Raw genomic sequence first — 17,883 nt, forward strand, 5'->3', positions numbered from 1 at the left:
TTGCGATGGCTAAGTATGAAGTTATTCGCCCTTGGAATGGGGTTAAGCATGGCGATGTGGTGGATTTGGATACGCTACATCCGGCGCTTGAAGCTAACGTCCGTCCGCTGTCAGGTGAGGCTTTAGGTGACCTGGCTCCAGCAACTCCAGAAGCGACATCTGGCAAACGAAAGCAACCGAAAAATGAAGTAACCGAATAAGCCGCCATATTTGAGCGGCTTTTTTAATACCCTCTTCGGAGGGTTTCACTTTAGGGGATCGGTATGCTGACCGCAGAACAGGCAAAAGAGTATCTGGCCACAGTCGGGATATCGCTCCCTTCCTTCGTGCTTGATGCGTTAGTGGAACAGGCTAACTCGATTCAGGAATGTTTGGACGCCAACTACACGCCAGCAACCGCGCTGCTTATCCAGCTTTATCTGATTGGGTTGATGGGGCTGGGGCAGGGTGATAAGTACATTAGCTCTCAAACAGCCCCGTCTGGTGCGTCGCGCTCATTTCGGTATCAATCATTCGCTGACCGGTGGAATGGCTCTCTCTCATTGCTTAGGAGCCTTGATAAGCACGGTTGCGCCACTGCGATAACGCCATCTAACCCAAGCAATGCCGCCTTTGCTGGGATTTGGATTGGCAAGGGTGGATGCATGTGCGGGGATAAATAGAATGGCGTCACTAAGAAGCATGCAAAGATCAGTAAGGCTTGATATCGAAGTGCTCTATGACACTGGGTCTGGTGATATCACGTTCAAAGATTCCTTATTAGTTGATAAGCATCGATTTCGGTTTTTCTCATATTTGGGATTCGATAACGAAAACCCTCCTGAATTCATGGAGCTTAATGATGGCGAATTTATTCGGTCAACCTTCGTGAAGAAGGTGAGGATTCAGCGATTCAAGGAATGTGAAGGTGGTGAGTGCCCAGATCAGTTCGAGGACTATTTATCATGAGTAGCGCCGCAAACTGGAGTTACACGGCAGTGGCCACATTGTGGAAAAAGAACGGGAAGCCAGATGAGTACGGTAAACAGGCTTGGCTTCCTCCGATTCAGATTATGTGTGATTACGGTGGTGATGCTACGGCGAAGCTAGGTGATATCGGTCTGGAGTTCGTTATCAAAAACACACACTGGACTGAGTACGCTGATGCTGAACGGGGCGACTACATCCTGATCGGCGATTCGGTAGCGATTGACCCGACCAAGGTGGATGGTGCTGATGAGGTGAGGCACATCATTCGTTATGCCGACACATTCGAGCGCATTGCAGACGACTACGCAATTATTACAGGAGTCTGATATGGGCGCGAAAGTTAAAGGCATCAGAGAGGCAAAGGCCAATCTGGATAGGTTGATCGGGGATATTCAAGGCCGGAAAGCTGTCAGGGCAATCACCAAGGCATTAATCATCGGAGCGTCGCAGGCAGCACTCTATACCCCCATTGATACATCAACTCTTATCAACTCTCAATTTCGTGATATCAACGTGAATGGCTCTAGGCTGACCGGGCGAGTGGGCTACTCGGCAAACTATGCCATATATGTTCATGATCCGAATGTTAAACAAACGTTCCGTAGGGCCACGGCTGAGAAGGAGTTCTTAGTTAAAGGATTTGAGGATACTAAGCACATCATTGATAAAGCGATAGCGGAGGAAATGAAGCTATGACTCCATCAATGCATAGGCGTATCAGGGATTATTTTGTCGATGCTGGGTTAACCACTGGCTTCACTACTCAAATGCTCAAATGGCGTGATACTGACAAGCAGACTGAACAATTCATTGTCTTCCGGCCCAACGGTGGCAGCTCAATTCGCAATGACCTGGGCAGTGAGTTTTATGTCTTGGTTGATGTGATTGGTGCAGTTAACGAGGACGAGGCGGCAGATAACACGACACAGGCGATAATCGCGCACGTTCAGGCGAATCCGAATCCAAATGACTGCATTGGCTATATTGAAAACCTAGGCAGTATTCCATCCCCCGTCACAACCACTGAAGGCCGCTTGGTCTACAGACTTCAATTCGCAATTAAATACGGCGACTAAGCCGAACTAACAGAGGTAAAAAATATGCAAGGTTGCCAAAATGATTACGGCAAGCTGGTTGGTCGCGTCGCCGTTTTACGGATGGCGTTTGGTTGCCCGGAAACACTACCAGAAGTAGCGGATTGGCAGCGCATGGGTGCGCTAACCACCAAGGGTCTCGACTACTCGATGAATACCATTTCTTCCGACGCGGATGACGCAAAGGGGCTGGTAGAGAACTTGGTCACCAACATGGATTTGACGATCTCAGGTGAGGGCGAGTGGCGAAAACGAGCTAAATCAACTGAGGTCGGTCCGGTGAAAATGTCGAAATACATTTTCGATGAAGTGCAGGCAGGCCGCCAGCCGGGCCTATGGGTTCGCTTTGATTTCCTCGGCGTGGATGATGGCACCTATATTCAGGGTTACTTTAATACCACGTCGTGGAGTTCAGACTTTGGTTCTTCTGACTTTGCTACTTACTCTGGTGAGTGGAAAGTTGCTGATGCAGATTCTGTCACTTTCGTTGATGGCTCGGCGATTCCGGTTGCTAGTGTAACTGTAGCTCCGGCAACCAGTACTGGCGCGGTCGCCGCAACAGTTCAACTTACCGCCACCGTCCTGCCTGCGGACGCTACCGACAAAACTGGCGTATGGACAACCTCTGACGCAACCAAAGCAACGGTTAGCTCAACGGGACTGGTCACCCGTGTAGCAGTCGGAACAGCGACAATCACATTCACGACGAATGATGGCGCTAAAACCGGAACGAGTAATATCACTATCACCGCGTAATTATCACAAAGAGCATCTTATTGGTGCTCTTGATGATGATTTCTTCGTCAAACACAGTTCTAAAATTAAAATAATTATTTTTTTGTCAAAGTGATGGCATATTGATGCTGTGAAAAATCGTTATCCCATTTGCCACTATGTTTTTTTGCTATTACTAACATGACATGGCGTAAAATTTCTCCAAAAATCAAATACAGTTTTAGTCTATTCTTCGGACTTTCTGATTTAAGCGTTACAGTTTCTTGTTCGTTTCCATTTTCATCAAAAATAGTGATGTAACAGTTATCGAGCGATTTTTCGTTAGTTTTTGCTATGTGATTACTTGTTTTAGCCGCAATGCTTTGTATTCTTGAGTCCGGTATTTCCTGTTTACTTACATTATGAGCAATGTCATTTCTCAGTGAGTTTATTACCCCGATAGCCTCACATATATCACTAGGAAGTCCGAAGTTTTTGGCCATCTCTATTTTAGAACTGCATTCCATCCGCAAACGCTTTGTATCATCTCCAAAAACGTACGCGTTACCAGAGCATGCACATATCCATGCCTCAACAAGCCGTTCGCAAAGTAAATGAATCCTAAGCGTGGTTCCGGTATCGTCATCAATTGTTGCCGCTTTCAACAATAATCCATTCAGATCAATGGACGTGTAGTAGTTCATGAATATTCTTGCGTCCATACAATTTCCTTGAGGTGAAGCATGATAGATTTAGAGAAAATGATGATTGTGTTTCTGAGGGACGATGGTGTTTCCTTGCAAATGGGTAGTGATTCTGCCAGTTACTCACATTCCGGTAAAATCCGGTTATATGCAGGGGCAGGTAAAAAGATGCTTCCATCACATGTCATAATCAAAGACCAAAGAACCGAAACAGATTACTCTGAGATTAAAAAATAACCAATACTGACAAATGATCAGTACTGACGCATTCGTACTCCGGTGGGTTTTTGCGTTGTCTTGCACCATACCCCTGCTATCATGTAACGAACTGTTATGGATGGGGATAGGGATATGAGAACTCGCTTTATAGTTTCAATGACAGCTTTATTGTTTACGCCATTTTTAAACGCCGAAGAATACAAAATCACGATCCCTTCAGATTCTAAAGCTGAGTACACAGTTTTAAGCAAAGGAACCCAAGGAGACCTAAAGACAATCGTAACCAAGAGATCTGGTTCATCTGGTGTCAGTTACTCTGAGCGGGCTTATGATTGCAACAATCACACCGTAAAGTATCTTGGGAGTGGTGATACCTTGGAGCAAATGAAAGCATCTGGAGCAGATAAGAATATGGGGGAGATATTTACTGGTTCAATAGCTGATTTTGTAGGTAGGGAAGCTTGTAAATAGATATTTATCTTTAACCCTCTACGCTAAACAAATAGCCTCGCTAATGCGGGGTTTTTTATTGCCTAAATTTCAGGATACCCCATGACCCCGATGCTTGATATTGGCGAGATGCTCCTGTCTGACACTGAGTGTCAGCAAGATTATTTCTTCCGCCCATCATTAAAGAACATGACAAGAATAGGCGCAGCGACTGAGATTGTCGAAACATACGCAGTGTTGAATGGTTCTGAATTGAATCAGGTTTTGACTCCGGCAATAAATGCCAACCTGCCAGCATCGTTAATGCCAAGCAAGGCCATAAAACAATGCACAGATCATATTCTTGCCGCCGCTATAAGGGTTATTGAGGCTTGTTGTGACAGACCAGTAACGGCGCTTGTGGGTGAATTTAAGGGATGGCGAAATTGCATTGTTTATCGGCCCGGTAAAGTTTCAAAAGAAGTCGTTATTACTATGGCTAGAGAATTAATTGAACATGGTGTTATCGGTAAAGCAAAAATAAGAAAGCTGCAAAAAAATGAAGGCAAGAACGAATACAGTTCCGAATTTAACGCAATGGATTACATCAATTCTGCAAGAATTCACTTCAACATGCCACGCGACGAAGCCGAGCAGTTAACGATGACCGAGTTCCAGTTATTGCTCAAGGCTAAATACCCAGAAGATAAAGGTTTCACCCGCGAAGAATACGATGAAATCATGGATGCAGATGATCGTCTGCAAGCGCGTTTAATTGCTGAAGAAGAGGCGAGGTTAGCGAAAAATGGCGAGTGAACAACAACTAGGTAATATCGTTTATCAGGTAGAGATGGAAGTCGGTAAGCTAATTGCGGCTCAAAACAAGGTTAATGAGCGACTTGATCAGATGCAGGGCGGTTTTGATAAGACTACTGCATCATCAGGGAGATTGGAGTCAGGTCTTAATAAGGTGGGAATTGCTATCGCTGGGGCATTCACGATCAGCGCAGCAAAAAAGCTTATTGATATAGCTGACAATATGAACATGTTGGATGCTAGGGTTAAGAGACTAAGTTCAAGCGTTGAAGAAGCGAAGGCAACCATGGCCTCTCTTTCAACAATAGCGTCTAATACTGGCAGTAGTTTATCTAGCACTCAGAAGTTGTGGGAGACGCTTACATCTAGCCTGAAAGAAGCAGGGGCAACCAACGGGCAGGTTTTATTATTGACAGATACTTTGCAGAAAATAGGCACTGTTGGTGGCTCTTCAACAGAGGAAATGTCAAATGCTTTAAGACAATTCGGGCAATCCATCGCAGGAGGAGTTGTTAGGGCTGAAGAGTTTAACTCTGTACTTGAAAATATGCCTGAACTTGCGAGACAAATTGCAGCAGGGCTAGGAGTGTCACTAGGTGACCTTCGTAAAATGATGCTTGATGGAAAATTAACGGCTGAGCAGGCACTGAATGCAATCCAAAATCGAGCCCAGTCAGTAAATATTGAGTTTGATAAAATGCCGGTTACCGTAGATCGTGCAAAAAACAGCCTTGATGTTGCATTTAAAAATATGATTAGCGACCTAAACCAATCTATTGGATTAACCCAAACCCTTGCAGGCTTAATGATGTCTGTCTCTAATAATCTTAGTTATTACAATAAGAATATTGGCGACTCATCACGCATGCCAAAACTAATCGAATTACAAAAAAAATATAACGATGAATTAGCTGAAGGGAAGCAATGGTATGAAACGGATACTGTTTTCCAACAAAGGAGAGGGCAAGCTGCATTTGAACTTAAACGTGTAGAAGGTGAAATTGCTAATATCAGAGCTAAATCAGCCAAAGATGCAGCGATTGCTAATCAACCCATTAAGGTAAAATCAAATGCACAATCCGGCGATGATAAACAAGACAAGTTATTAAAGAACTCACAAAGAAGAATTGAGTTAACAAAATTGGAAGGCGAAGCGAGAGCTAGGCTTCAAGCTCAGTATGATGCTGAAGATGCAGGAATGGCAAAGGATGACCCCAGAACAAAAGATTTAGAGAATCAGTATGCTCAGATATATAAAAATTCTCAGGCCACAAAGGAAGGTAATAAAGTATCTAATGATGCTGCAAATGCATTAAAAACTCAGCGTGAATCAATCGCCGAACTAAGTACGGGATACGAGGAAGGGAGTTTAGCTCTAGCAAAGTTCAAAGCAATTCAGGCTCTTGGAGGAAAATCTAGCCCACAGGATACAGCGGCAGCAGAAAAAAACGCAGAGATTCAGTGGAAACTTGAGCAAGAAAAACAGGATAAAATATCAGCCAAGGAGATGCAAACGTCTGCAAATATTGCAAAGGTTCGAGATGAAGATCTTGCTCAGGCTAAGCGCCAACTTGACGCTAAATTTATCGATGAAGAAGCCTACCAGAAGCGCAGGTTAGAAATAGCGGGTGAGTATTCTAAAAAGATAGCTGAAGAGTCAGCAAATAATGCTGTAACCCCACAACAGCAAAACGCCGCATTAGTTGATCCTGTACAGGCGTTGGCTAATGAGAATGCTCAAAAGTTAGCACTGATTCAGAAATTTGAAGAGGATAAAACGTTAACCGAGCAGCAAGCGTTAACTCTCCGTAATGCCGCAAACACCCAGTACGAGCAAGCTAGGCTGGCAGCTCAATGGGATATCTGGAGGAATCAGAGTGAGGGAAACCAGTATCTGGCAAGCTCGCTCGAATCGTTAGGGCAGCGCTCAACCAATATTCTTACCGGCCTAATCATGCAGACACAATCTGGAAAGCAGGCAATGCTTAATCTTGCTTCAACAATTGCACAAGATGGTATTGGTGCTCTTGTTGATATGGGGCTTCAGTATGTCAAAAACATGATAATGGGACAGGCGGCGGCAACTACTGCTCTTGCTGCTACGGCCGCACAAGCAACCGCAGCGGCAGCGGCATGGGCTCCAGCGGCGGTTAGCGCCTCTATTGCGACAATGGGAGGAGCTTCTTCGGTCGGTACTACTGCTTATGGCACAGCGCTGGCAGCATCGAAGGGACTGGCCTTGGCCGGCGCTCGTAAGAACGGCGGTCCAGTAAATGCTGATTCAATGTACCAAGTCGGGGAGGGTGGGAAGCCAGAACTACTTAAAGCGTCCAACGGCAAGCAGTACATGATCCCCGGCGACAATGGAAAGGTCATCAGCAATAAGGATATGCAGGGTGGTAGTGGTGGGGGAACATCACTAAATCAAGTAATGAATATTACTGTGAACACTACTAACGGGCTGGATGATGCCACTATTAAACAGTTAAGGCAGGCATGGAAAACGGATACAATGCTTATTCTCAAAGACCAGCAGCGCCCACGAGGGTTGTTGAGCAGGTAGAGGTGACACTAAAGTAATCATTAGTTACAAACTAAAAAGGAGCTTTAAATGCGTTATCAAATTGAAGAGATCGCTGCTTTCGATTATCCGGATGATAATGAATCTGGAATTGTTGGAACGGTAAACTTTATTTATGAAGATCATAATCGAAACATTAAAGTTTTCGTTTGTATTCCGCATGATAAGAATTCATCCCTTGCAGTAATTGAACAAAGAATTTTCGAGCAAGCCAAGAAGCAATTAAAAGAACTGGCATCAGAAATTTAAGTTCTTCCTGTACTAAAATACTAACCCGCTCAGGCGGGTTTTTTATTATCCGGAGTACCCCATGCCAGAAACATTTACATGGAGCCCACAAAAAGGCTTCACGGCTTCCCGCGCGCCAAATGTAGCTGTCGTTAAACTTGGCGATGGCTACGAGCAGAGGCAGGTCAAAGGCATTAACCCATTGATGGATAGCTATTCTCTGACATTCATGGGAACTGACGGTCAATGCAATAAACCGAATGTAGCAAAGCAAGCAGAAGCATTCATTAAGGCGAGAATGGCCGTAGAGGCGTTCTACTGGACACCATCAGATACTGGTGCTCAAGCGCTTTATGTGTGCCGCTCGTGGTCAATGAAAAAGACCGGTCCAGTATTTGAATTGTCATGCACGTTTGATCAGGTGCCACGTTAATTAAAGCCGAAAGGCAGGAGTGAGTTATGACGCAAGAAGAACGAATTGAAGCGCTAGAACAGCAGGTATCAGAGATGAAAAAGCAGCTCACCGAAATTAAGCAAGCTGTGACTCATCACCAAGATTCAAATCAAGCAAATTTTAACGATATAAATGCGGCCATTTCTCAGGCCGCTAAAGATATTTCTACTTTTTACTCAGGACGATTTTACGTTCATAGTTAAACTCTGAATTGCTCTAACTGGTCAGCTAAATCGTTAAGGGCTGGTGTATTTGTTTGACGTAATTCTTTTAAGAATATTTCTCTCAATGGTTCCTGTAACTTCTGAAACATAAGGCCGAGCGCCACTTTCAGAGCGGTCACTTCAGCACCAAGAGTATTCAAATCAGTGTTATCTGTGGTTACCTGCAAATTGTTAATAACACTTTGTTTTTGTTGACTCATATCATTTCCTTATCCCAGAGTAAATCAGCCATTCCTCCGATAGATAACACTCAAGCCGCGCATGGCTAGAGTGGGCTGACCTTACACAATAGAAGATCAGCCGGTAATCGCCATTGAGTTGATCAATAAACACGCCAATGCCCACGAAAGTGGGCTTTTTTATGGGTGAAATATGAGAGACATACCAGCAGAACTCATTATCGCGAGCGTTGATGCTGGCGTTGGCGCAATGATTGACCTGTTCGAGGTTGATTTACAGTCATTCGGCGGTGATGTGATCCGCTTTCATTCCGGTACCAATGGTTATTACGGTGATGTTATCTGGAAAGGTCAGCAATACTCGGCCTATCCAATAGCGGTAGAAGGGTTTGAAGTTAAGTCAGAAGGGACTTACTCGCGGCCAACGATGAAGGTTGCCAACATCACCGGCTTAATTACTGGCATTAACAGCGATTTTGATGATGCATTGGGTGCAGTCGTTACTCGGCGGCAGGTTCTGGTTCAAAATCTCGATGCGGTTAATTTCCCCGGTGGCAATCCAGATGCGGATACCACGATGGAGGCTGTTTCACGCTATGTGATCGAGGAAATGGTTGAAGAAACTTTCGAGACAGTGACTTACAACCTTGCCACTCCAGTGGATTGCGATAACGCGATTATCCCAGCACGAACCATTCTGGCAGACGTTTGCCAGTGGATATATCGCGGTGATGGCTGTGGTTACTCTGGGCCGCCTGTTGCCGATGATAAAGACAACCCAACGACCGACCCATCAAAAGATAAGTGCTCAAAACACTCTTCAGGATGTCGATATCGCCACCCTAAACCAGAACCACTCCCAATAGGTTGCTTCCCCGGATCAGCTAAGGTGTCCTGATGCTTGAGAATGAATGCCTTGAGTTCGCCGCCTCGTCTGATGAAGAGGTTTGTGGCCTGATAGTAGGCAATGAGTCGCTAGTCAGATGTCGAAATATTCACCAAGACCCAAGGCGGCACTTTCGAATAAGTGATGATGACTGGTTAGAAACAGAAGCGGCGGGAGAAATCACCGCCGTTTTTCATTCTCACCCAGAGCAAAAGCTTGTGTTATCTGGTGCAGACCGATCCGGACAGTTGGCAACCGGCATCGATTGGTGGCTTGCTAGCGGCGGAAAGCTTCGGAAATTTAGACCTGTAGAGCATCTGCTAGGTCGGACATTCAAGCATGGTGTTATGGACTGCTACACACTATTTCGTGACGCCTATCATTTGTGCGGCATTGATTTGCCTGATTTTGAACGCACTAACGGGTGGTGGCTGCGCGGCGAAGACCTTTACCTAAAAAACATGGCAGCCAATGGTTTTCATGGAGTAAATATGCAAGACGTCCAACTGGGTGATGTGTTTATTCGGCGAGCTTTTCCAGAGTCAGACCCTTGCCACGCCATGATTTACCTTGGTGATAACACCATTCTTCATCATGAAAATACCGGTCGCCTAAGTCGTCGCGAACCTTTGCGGCCTGCTTATTTGCGCCTTACTCATTCAATCTGGAGACACGAACAATGCTCATCTTTAGATTTTCGGGGAGTCTTCGACGACATTTCCGCCAAATCACTTTAAAGGTTGATACCCCTTCGCAGGGGTTACGCCTTCTTCTTGCCCAATGTCCTGAATTCAAACGTGACTTCTATAAATCAAAAATTCGAATGCGGGTTGACGGCAATGACGTTTCCAATGACACGCTTAATTTTCACATGGATCGGCACTTAAGGGACGGCGCGACAGTCTTGTTTGTCCCTGTTGTTGAGGGGGCAATAACTGCTGTGGCCGCAGCGTGGATCATGGTCGCCGTTACCGTGGCCTCAGTAGCCTATTCGCTCTATATGACCTCGAACATGAAAACTAAGACGTCGGCTGAGTCTGCACAAAGTGGCACGATAACGAATAACTCATTCACCAGCGCTGAGAACAAAGTTGGACAGGGGCGGCCTGTTCCATTGCTGTTGGGCGAAATGGTTGTTGGATCGAACGTGGGTTCGCTCGGCATTGATACCAGCAATAACAAAGATTGGAACATCTCTATTAGCTAAGGTGGCAATATGAGTTCAGGCGGCGGTGGCGGAAGTACACCAACACTCATTAATGACAATCTCACGTCAAAGCAATTTTATCGCGTTCTCGACATCATTTCAGATGGCCCAATTTACGGCCCTGTAGACCAAGAGCATTTGTCATCATTCAGACTAAATAAAACACCAATCACTAATAATGCAGGTGTAGTTAGCGTTCCTGGAGTTAGCGTCGCCTGGCGGCCAGGATCAGCAACACAAACCCCAATAAATGGCTTCTCTGCTGTTGAGTCAACAACCATTGTTAAGGCAGACGTAACTCAGGCAACGCCGCTAGTGAGAACTATCACTGACACAAATGTTACCCGCGTAAGGCTTAATATCGGCGTCAGTTCATTGGTAGAGCAGGATGCTCAAGGAAACCAAAGGAACACTTCAGTGACAATGGTCATTGAAACCAGGGTTGGGAATAGTTCTTTTCAGGTCGTTAAAACAGTAACGATTGGCCCAAATAAAATTTCAGGGGAATACCTTGAAGCGCACTTGATTGATGCACCTGAAACAAAGCCATTTGATATTCGAGTTCGCCGCATTACTGCTGATAGTACAAGCGACTTTCTCAGAAATGGAACCATCTGGAATAGCTTTACTGAGATGATTGACGACAATCTCTCATATCCTTACACGGCTGTATGTGGCGCTGTAATTGACCGAGATCAGTACACTGACACACCTAACCGAACATACCATTTACGTGGACTAATAGTGGATGTACCCGATAATTACGACCCAATAACACGCACATATACCGGCCTCTGGCTGGGTGGTTTCAAATCAGCATGGACCAATAACCCTGCGTGGATATTCCGCATGCTGGTTAAAAATACGCGCTACGGACTGGCTCGTCGTGCGGGATATATCGATGTTGATGACGGTAGCCTGTACGTGTTATCTCAATTCTGTGACCAAAAAGTAGAAGATGGATTCGGTGGTGAAGAGCCTCGATTTACCTTGAATGCTTATATTACTGAGCAGAAAAGTGCGCGTGAATTACTTGATGATATCGCTGGCATGTTTCGAGGGATAGCGCTGTGGGATGGTATGCGATTCAGCATCATGATAGACCGACCACAAGATCCGGTTGCCGCTGTAACGAATGCCAGTGTCGTTGATGGGCTATTCACCTATAGCGCAATGAAGCGATCCGAGCGTTACAACGCTGTCGTTGTGTCATGGACTGACCCCAATAACGGTTGGGAGCAAGTGAAGGAATATTACTCTGATGATGAGATGATCAGCAGTAGTGGTGCCTACAACGAAACAACGATAGAGGCTTTTGGTTGTACATCTCGTGGACAGGCCCGCCGCACCGCTAGATGGTTAGTCGAAAGCGCCAAGCTTGAAAAAGACAAAGTAACGTTTCGCATGGCACGTGATGCAATTGGGTTTATCCCTGGCGACATTGTTGAGTTAATGGATAACAACAGAACAGCGGCCCGACTCGGTGGACGAATAGTTAGTCATAGCGGGGTGGTGATCAATGTTGACGCTGATGTGTCGGCGTTGGCTGGAAATGGCGACACTATGTCTATCATGGGCGCTAACGCTAAATTCACTAAATATGAAATTGCCTCGGTTAATGGTTCTGCTATCACGCTGAAAGTTGCGCCAGCATGGGTTAGAGATGGCACTACGTTTGCAATTTCAACCAGTGAAGTATCTACGCGCTTGTTCCGTATTATGGGGATATCTGAAGATGAAAATAACTCTATCTACAGCATATCCGCAACGCTGCATAACCCCAACAAGCAAGCCATTGTTGATGAAGGGGCTGTATTCGATGTCCCTTCCGATACATTGAATGGTTATCGCGTCCCAAATATCGAGAACCTTCGGGTGATCAACACGAACAGTGAGACTGTTCAAGTCAGCGCTTCGTGGGAAACAGCCACTACAACCAGAAAACTTGTGTTTGAGTTGCTGGTTTATACCTTAGATGGAAAGGTTTTCGCGCAGTACGAAACAGATCAGTTCCGCTATGACTTCTTTGGCATTCCGGCAGGGATGTATTCTCTTGGAGTTCGTGGGCGTAATGATAACGGCATGAAAGGGGCTGAAACGCAGGTTAGTTTGCTCATTGGTGTCCCACCAATGCCGTCATCAGTTCGATGGACGCCAGGCATATTCTCTGCTGATGTCGTGCCAGTAATGAACATTACAGCCACAACAGATACTACCTTTGAGTTTTGGTGGACTGGAGAAATACCAGCATCTAGCCTGGCAAACATTGAGAATGAAGCTCAGTTTTTAGGGCGATCAACTCAATGGACGTTGAACGGACTCAAGGCCGATACAACTTATTATGTTTACGTCAGGACTCGTAATGCGTTTGGTGTTTCTGAGTTTGTTGAGGCATCCGGTGTCGCATCCTCCGATATTCCCGGCATGATTGATTACATTGATGATGCAATCAGGGGATCAGAAGCATTTGAATCTATAACCACAAAAATAGATACAAACAGTGATGCAATAATTGAAAACGCAATAGCCAACGATGCTGATATTAGGAGGTGGAGGGTTGATTCTGGGCGAGGTAAAGCGGAGATACTTGAAGTTAGAACAGTTATTGCAAATGACCAGGAATCATTTGCCGAGTATCGACAATTGGTCACCGCGCAATTTGATGAACAAGAGGCAGCCATTCAAACAAAGGCAACAACAAAGTTTGACCATACTGGGCAGGGTTCGGCTGTTTATAGTGTCAATGCAGGTTTTACTTATAATGGGCAGGATGTATCAGCTGGCATGTCAATTGCTGCTGAAGTGTCAGGCGGAGTGGCAAAAAGTTATATTCTTTTTAGCGCAGATACATTTGCAGTTTATAACACCAATAACGGTGGTTATGAGTTAGCGTTTGCCGCTACAGGGTCACAAACATTCCTGAGGGCTGCGTTCATTCAAGATGGCTCTATAACCAATGCAAAAATAGGCGAATACATCCAGTCTAGTAATTGGAATGGCTCAACTATAGGTTGGCATGTGAATAAAAATGGAGATGCTTGGTTTAATAATGCAAATATAAGAGGGCAGTTAACAATGGACACAACCACAAATGGTATTCGTACAATAATAGATTATCGTGGTCAAAAAACATATCATGCTAATGGACAAATTGCCGTGCAAGTGGGTTATTTCTGATGGCAGAGCCGATTCTATATGTCTCCCCCAGTGATGGGGGGAAAGGTGTCTATATGACATCTGGAACACGGTTACTTAGATTTCTAGGAAACTACGACACATTGGGAACAGGCAACCCGCCATCCGTTGTTCTGAATGGTTATACAGGAGGGCAGTTATATTTAGTCCCGACATCTTTCGGGGGAGTAAATACCCCCGCAGGTGCCGCCTCGGCATATGCGTGGTATGTTACGGGTTACTCAATGTCGGGCAACCGTATAACCTTTACGACTTCAGATAGTAATTACGGATGGGCGACATTCTCAGCGTTTGAAATTCCGACATCCCCAGCGTTCGGGACATACGGGTTATTCCTGCAAAATTCGGCTAATTTCATGGCAATAACCGATGCTACGGCATTGGGTTTTTGCACATGGCGAGGGCAGGTCACTATATCGTCAGATTGGCAAGTACCAGCAGGGATACCAAACCGTAATAATGCTATCGTGTTTGCTAATTGGAACGATCCTAATGTGTCTTTACTATACGATAGTGCCAATAAAAATATTCATTGCTTTGCTATCAACTCGACAGGCTCGACGAGTAACGGCTCAGTGGTTGCTAACGTGTGTGTTTTCACCACGGGTTTTTTCCCTGCACCGCCCAGCGCCGGCACTGCGGGGTTAGCTATTTTTAATACATCAGGACAATGCACATATTCATCCCGCTATGCGCCGCTAATTCTGGCAAACACGACACAACTAAGTTCCACACCTAATACATGGGTAAATACTGGCATAACAAGACCTATGATCCCCCTTCCTAGTCTTGGAGGGCTACCAGCAGGACTAGAGCAAAGCGGAGGTTTTATAGGGTGGTATCTAACCGCTATGAGAATGTCAGGATCAAGCATAACAGCAGGACAGGGGGCTTATTTAAATAGCGTCCCAATGAGTGACAATAGATACGGTAATAGTCCGTTGGCTTTACCCGTTCTAAATACCGACACTTACTTTTAAATCAAATTAGGAATAATCATATGTCTTGGTATAAGGCAGGTAAAGTCACGTCCGTAGTCGGTACAAATGTTATTACTGGCACCGGCACGTTATGGAGTAATCCAATATTTGGTATCGCGCCGGGGCAGATGATTCTTGTCCCCGGTGCGGGGCAGGTTGTTATATATGAAATACTTGCTGTGGATAGTGATACTCAAATTAGAATATCAAGTAACTCAGCCTCATCCATTACTAATTCAGATTATGCGATAGTAACAACCGTATCAAATTCTATGTCTGATTTGGCGCGTCGTACGGCTGTTCAATTGGCTTTATACCAAGGTTTGCTTGAGGACTGGCAATTAATAACAACAGGCACTGGCGATGTCACTATTATTGCGCCAGACGGTTCAACTGTGGTTATTCCCTCATTAACTAAAATGTCGGAAGATATAAATGGTAAAGCTAGTCAGCAGCAGTTGTCTAACATTGGAGTTGGATTGCCAACGCTTGTCGGTTTAACCGCTCTAGATTGGCAACAGCAAGATTTCCTAACGGGAGCTAACTATATTGGTTCAAATAATATTTGGACCAATGCGCCAGCAGATATTATCTATAATGCAGGTACAGGGGTCAGTATCACAGTTGATTATATCTCCAGTAATTCAACTCGCATTGGATTAACGCTTATTCCAGATACAACATCACAATCAAATTATAAAATATATAAAGTCATATCGGTAGGAGCGAAAGGTTCACGAGTATTTACTGTGCGCCGAGTTCAAAATTCCGCAATACCAGTCTCAATAGCTGATGGTGGGACGGGAGCTATTACTGCACCGTTGGCCCGAACCGCCTTAGGGCTGGGTTCTGCTGCGGTAACTGATGTAGTTGCAAATAGCGCAGACCAGACAGCAGGCCGTGCTATGACAACGGGTTCTAATGGCATCGGCGGCCCGTCAGTAAATATGACATCAGTGAATAATGCGTGGTTAAACCCGCTGGGAATGATGAGCCTTACGACAATGACTAACTGGGGCGGAACAACTCCTACAGACGTGTCAGGTAGTTTGCCAGCGCATTGGAATATTATCTCCCTTGGTGTTGGATCGGGCCAAGTTGCTGCCGGGTCCAGAAAAGCTGTAATCGCTATACAAAGTTTTAATGTCGGGTCTGGGGCTCCTCAGTGCTATGTCCGCACAATCCATGACACCGCATTAAGCCCCGCGGTTATGCTCTATCACACAAACAACACAACGGTAGACTCAAATGGTTTCCTGAAAAAAGCCTCGCCGGTGGTGAAGTTGTACGGTGATGGCGGATCTGAAACAAATGAAGAATCAGAGGGCGCAACATCAGAACGCATCAGCGAAGGGGTCTATAAAATATCTGGAGTGCTGGGATTTAACTCAGATGATGCATGGGGTGGGGTCGATGGGGGGATTGAGATTCCGACAGACAAAAATAAGCAGCCGCTTATCTGGGTTGATTACTCACTTGAAGAGGATGGTGATTTAGTCATTAGGACCTATCACCGCACACATCCAACTTCCCCAGTATTTGCACAGAACAATATCAATGGTTATGAAGATGGACAGCCAATTGATATCCCGTTAGGGCGTTTTGTTGATCTGCGTGTTCAGATGCCAGAAAGGGAAGAAACAGAGTTACCACTGGACGAGGAATAAGCACAATCCGGGCTTATTTGGCCCGGAAATCAAACTTTAGGCACTAACCTTCGTTCTGCTATTAACCGATAGTTATCTTCAAATCTATCGGAGAGTATGAATTCATTACCATCGATAGGTTTGAATTTTCTCATCCCGTCCCACCACAAAATTCTTCCATCGCTATTGATTAAACGTTTGGCCCATTGAGGCGCGAGACTAAAATCATTTTCAGTTCCCGTCATTAATTTCCATTCCATCACAACGAATTTCCTTACGGTATGACCATGATTTATGTGAGCAATAAGGATAATGGCATTCGTTCGAGGCTTTCAAATTGGTTCGACAGATCAATAATGAAAGATTGATCGTTTAAAACGATCGTTGAGGTTTATCAGGCTTATAAAATACAAAACTGGGCTTAATTGACGATTAGTTTCTGCATGTGATGGTTGGCAGGTATGCCTGTTAGGTGGGGGGGGGGAATGGGGCAAAAATGGGGCAAAAAATTACCGCAAACTAACTCGAACTATGCCAACCATAGTCAAGACACTTTGCGGTAATGTACTGCCTTCCGTGATATACCGAGAACTAACTCGAACTTAAATTTAACCACTTCACATGATGAATATGGGCGTGTAAGACGGCGCTTTTCCCTGAGATTATTCGGTTTCGTTTGATAACGCCCATAAATAGAGCGATGCGGTTGTGCCATAGGGCGCATAGCGGCGGCGGTATCTTTCGAAACGTTCCCGTGGCAGCGTTTTATGGCGATATAAGTTCATCATGCCACGGCGGATAGCTAGGTCGCCCCAACTGAGCACGTCTGGGCGGCAAAGCGAGGATATCAATAGCATTTCTGCGGTCCAAACACCCACGCCATTGAGGCTCGATAACTGGGCAATCACGTCATTATCGGGTAACTGCGCAATGGCGGATAAATCCAGCGACCCATTCAGTGCCGCTTCCGCTGCGCCCTTAATGTATCCGGCCTTCCTCATCGTCATACCACACCCTTGAATGGCTTCTGCGGATGCTGCTGCCACTGTCATCGGGGTCACGGTTCCCAGTAATGCCACCAAACGCGCATTGACAGTGAGCGCCGCTTTAACCGAGATCTGTTGGTCAACGATATTGCGGATCAATGCCGCAAATAAATCAGGGGACAGCGGGCGGGCTAGCATACCCAAACGGTCAATCGCGGCGGCCATCTTTTTATCGCGCCGCTTGAGATGATTAATTTCTGTTTCACCGTAGCTGTAGAACACGTATTCACTCCAGTCAGTGCCTGCGGAAAACTCAATGCGATCCAAAAGATAAATAGGGCGCTATCAAATATAGCGCCACTTTATCACACT

Annotated in this window: 23 protein-coding genes; 19 read left to right on the forward strand and 4 right to left on the reverse strand. The window is 45.4% G+C overall.

Annotation, left to right across the window (positions count from 1 at the left end):
* Window positions 1–5 precede the first annotated feature (5 nt).
* The 6 genes from DA391_RS09210 to DA391_RS09240 all read left to right on the forward strand — a co-directional run bounded on the left by DA391_RS09210 (window position 6) and on the right by DA391_RS09240 (window position 2,819).
* Entirely contained in the window at window positions 6–200 is a 195-nt protein-coding gene (locus DA391_RS09210) for a hypothetical protein (protein WP_050879004.1), read from the forward strand.
* Window positions 201–263: 63 nt separating this feature from the next.
* Complete coding sequence (locus DA391_RS09215; RefSeq protein ID WP_108087594.1) at window positions 264–662, forward strand: DUF7370 family protein; 399 nt, start codon at window positions 264–266, stop codon at window positions 660–662.
* Between the two features lie 282 nt (window positions 663–944).
* Window positions 945–1,295 carry a hypothetical protein gene (locus DA391_RS09225; protein ID WP_108087596.1) on the forward strand — a complete coding sequence of 117 codons (351 nt, stop codon included), beginning with the start codon at window positions 945–947 and terminating at the stop codon, window positions 1,293–1,295.
* Between the two features lies 1 nt (window position 1,296).
* Window positions 1,297–1,665 carry a hypothetical protein gene (locus DA391_RS09230; RefSeq protein ID WP_050879000.1) on the forward strand — a complete coding sequence of 123 codons (369 nt, stop codon included), beginning with the start codon at window positions 1,297–1,299 and terminating at the stop codon, window positions 1,663–1,665.
* Window positions 1,662–2,045, forward strand: coding sequence for a phage tail termination protein (locus tag DA391_RS09235; protein ID WP_108087597.1), 384 nt, complete (start codon window positions 1,662–1,664; stop codon window positions 2,043–2,045). The genes DA391_RS09230 and DA391_RS09235 overlap by 4 nt, the downstream gene beginning before the upstream one ends.
* A gap of 24 nt (window positions 2,046–2,069) precedes the next feature.
* On the forward strand, window positions 2,070–2,819 hold the full coding sequence (locus DA391_RS09240) for an Ig-like domain-containing protein (protein WP_108087598.1): 750 nt from the start codon (window positions 2,070–2,072) through the stop codon (window positions 2,817–2,819).
* Window positions 2,820–2,893: 74 nt separating this feature from the next.
* Here the strand turns inward: DA391_RS09240 and DA391_RS09245 are convergent, their stop codons facing one another.
* Window positions 2,894–3,499, reverse strand: coding sequence for a hypothetical protein (locus DA391_RS09245; protein ID WP_108087599.1), 606 nt, complete (start codon window positions 3,497–3,499; stop codon window positions 2,894–2,896).
* Window positions 3,500–3,520: 21 nt separating this feature from the next.
* Here DA391_RS09245 and DA391_RS09250 point away from each other — a divergent pair, with 21 nt between their 5' ends.
* The 7 genes from DA391_RS09250 to DA391_RS09280 all read left to right on the forward strand — a co-directional run bounded on the left by DA391_RS09250 (window position 3,521) and on the right by DA391_RS09280 (window position 8,411).
* Window positions 3,521–3,718 (forward strand): hypothetical protein, encoded by a 198-nt coding sequence (locus DA391_RS09250; RefSeq protein ID WP_108087600.1) that lies wholly within the window; start codon window positions 3,521–3,523, stop codon window positions 3,716–3,718.
* A gap of 114 nt (window positions 3,719–3,832) precedes the next feature.
* Entirely contained in the window at window positions 3,833–4,171 is a 339-nt protein-coding gene (locus tag DA391_RS09255) for a hypothetical protein (protein WP_108088261.1), read from the forward strand.
* A gap of 81 nt (window positions 4,172–4,252) precedes the next feature.
* The gene (locus DA391_RS09260) at window positions 4,253–4,945 is read left to right on the forward strand and encodes a DUF6246 family protein (RefSeq protein ID WP_108087601.1); all 693 of its coding nucleotides are present in this window, start codon (window positions 4,253–4,255) and stop codon (window positions 4,943–4,945) included.
* Window positions 4,935–7,508 (forward strand): tape measure protein, encoded by a 2,574-nt coding sequence (locus DA391_RS09265; protein ID WP_108087602.1) that lies wholly within the window; start codon window positions 4,935–4,937, stop codon window positions 7,506–7,508. Before DA391_RS09260 ends, DA391_RS09265 begins: the two co-directional genes overlap by 11 nt.
* A 48-nt stretch (window positions 7,509–7,556) precedes the next feature.
* The gene (locus DA391_RS09270) at window positions 7,557–7,775 is read left to right on the forward strand and encodes a hypothetical protein (protein WP_108087603.1); all 219 of its coding nucleotides are present in this window, start codon (window positions 7,557–7,559) and stop codon (window positions 7,773–7,775) included.
* 61 nt (window positions 7,776–7,836) lie between these two features.
* The gene (locus DA391_RS09275) at window positions 7,837–8,187 is read left to right on the forward strand and encodes a phage tail protein (RefSeq protein WP_108087604.1); all 351 of its coding nucleotides are present in this window, start codon (window positions 7,837–7,839) and stop codon (window positions 8,185–8,187) included.
* A 26-nt stretch (window positions 8,188–8,213) separates the two neighbouring features.
* The gene (locus tag DA391_RS09280; RefSeq protein ID WP_108087605.1) at window positions 8,214–8,411 is read left to right on the forward strand and encodes a hypothetical protein; all 198 of its coding nucleotides are present in this window, start codon (window positions 8,214–8,216) and stop codon (window positions 8,409–8,411) included.
* Here the strand turns inward: DA391_RS09280 and DA391_RS09285 are convergent.
* On the reverse strand, window positions 8,408–8,632 hold the full coding sequence (locus tag DA391_RS09285; RefSeq protein WP_108087606.1) for a hypothetical protein: 225 nt from the start codon (window positions 8,630–8,632) through the stop codon (window positions 8,408–8,410). The genes DA391_RS09280 and DA391_RS09285 overlap by 4 nt on opposite strands.
* A gap of 172 nt (window positions 8,633–8,804) precedes the next feature.
* Between DA391_RS09285 and DA391_RS09295 the strand changes: the two genes are divergently transcribed.
* The 6 genes from DA391_RS09295 to DA391_RS24445 are packed head-to-tail and all read left to right on the forward strand — an operon-like array spanning window position 8,805 to window position 16,546.
* The gene (locus tag DA391_RS09295) at window positions 8,805–9,509 is read left to right on the forward strand and encodes a phage minor tail protein L (protein ID WP_050287234.1); all 705 of its coding nucleotides are present in this window, start codon (window positions 8,805–8,807) and stop codon (window positions 9,507–9,509) included.
* A complete protein-coding gene (locus tag DA391_RS09300; protein ID WP_108087607.1) occupies window positions 9,509–10,234 on the forward strand; it encodes a C40 family peptidase in 726 nt (241 codons plus the stop codon). The genes DA391_RS09295 and DA391_RS09300 overlap by 1 nt, the downstream gene beginning before the upstream one ends.
* Window positions 10,177–10,704 carry a tail assembly protein gene (locus DA391_RS09305; RefSeq protein ID WP_050287232.1) on the forward strand — a complete coding sequence of 176 codons (528 nt, stop codon included), beginning with the start codon at window positions 10,177–10,179 and terminating at the stop codon, window positions 10,702–10,704. Before DA391_RS09300 ends, DA391_RS09305 begins: the two co-directional genes overlap by 58 nt.
* Window positions 10,705–10,713: 9 nt before the next feature.
* Entirely contained in the window at window positions 10,714–13,881 is a 3,168-nt protein-coding gene (locus tag DA391_RS09310) for a host specificity protein J (protein WP_108087608.1), read from the forward strand.
* Window positions 13,881–14,879 (forward strand): DUF6453 family protein, encoded by a 999-nt coding sequence (locus DA391_RS09315; RefSeq protein WP_108087609.1) that lies wholly within the window; start codon window positions 13,881–13,883, stop codon window positions 14,877–14,879. Before DA391_RS09310 ends, DA391_RS09315 begins: the two co-directional genes overlap by 1 nt.
* 20 nt (window positions 14,880–14,899) lie before the next feature.
* Window positions 14,900–16,546 (forward strand): hypothetical protein, encoded by a 1,647-nt coding sequence (locus tag DA391_RS24445; RefSeq protein WP_240624804.1) that lies wholly within the window; start codon window positions 14,900–14,902, stop codon window positions 16,544–16,546.
* Window positions 16,547–16,575: 29 nt separating this feature from the next.
* Here the strand turns inward: DA391_RS24445 and DA391_RS09325 are convergent, their stop codons facing one another.
* Window positions 16,576–16,785 carry a hypothetical protein gene (locus DA391_RS09325; protein WP_050080520.1) on the reverse strand — a complete coding sequence of 70 codons (210 nt, stop codon included), beginning with the start codon at window positions 16,783–16,785 and terminating at the stop codon, window positions 16,576–16,578.
* Between the two features lie 402 nt (window positions 16,786–17,187).
* Window positions 17,188–17,793 (reverse strand): DNA-3-methyladenine glycosylase family protein, encoded by a 606-nt coding sequence (locus DA391_RS09330; protein ID WP_019210342.1) that lies wholly within the window; start codon window positions 17,791–17,793, stop codon window positions 17,188–17,190.
* Window positions 17,794–17,883: the final 90 nt, after the last annotated feature.

Origin of the sequence: Yersinia massiliensis, from assembly GCF_003048255.1 — a bacterium.
GTDB lineage: Bacteria > Pseudomonadota > Gammaproteobacteria > Enterobacterales > Enterobacteriaceae > Yersinia > Yersinia massiliensis_A.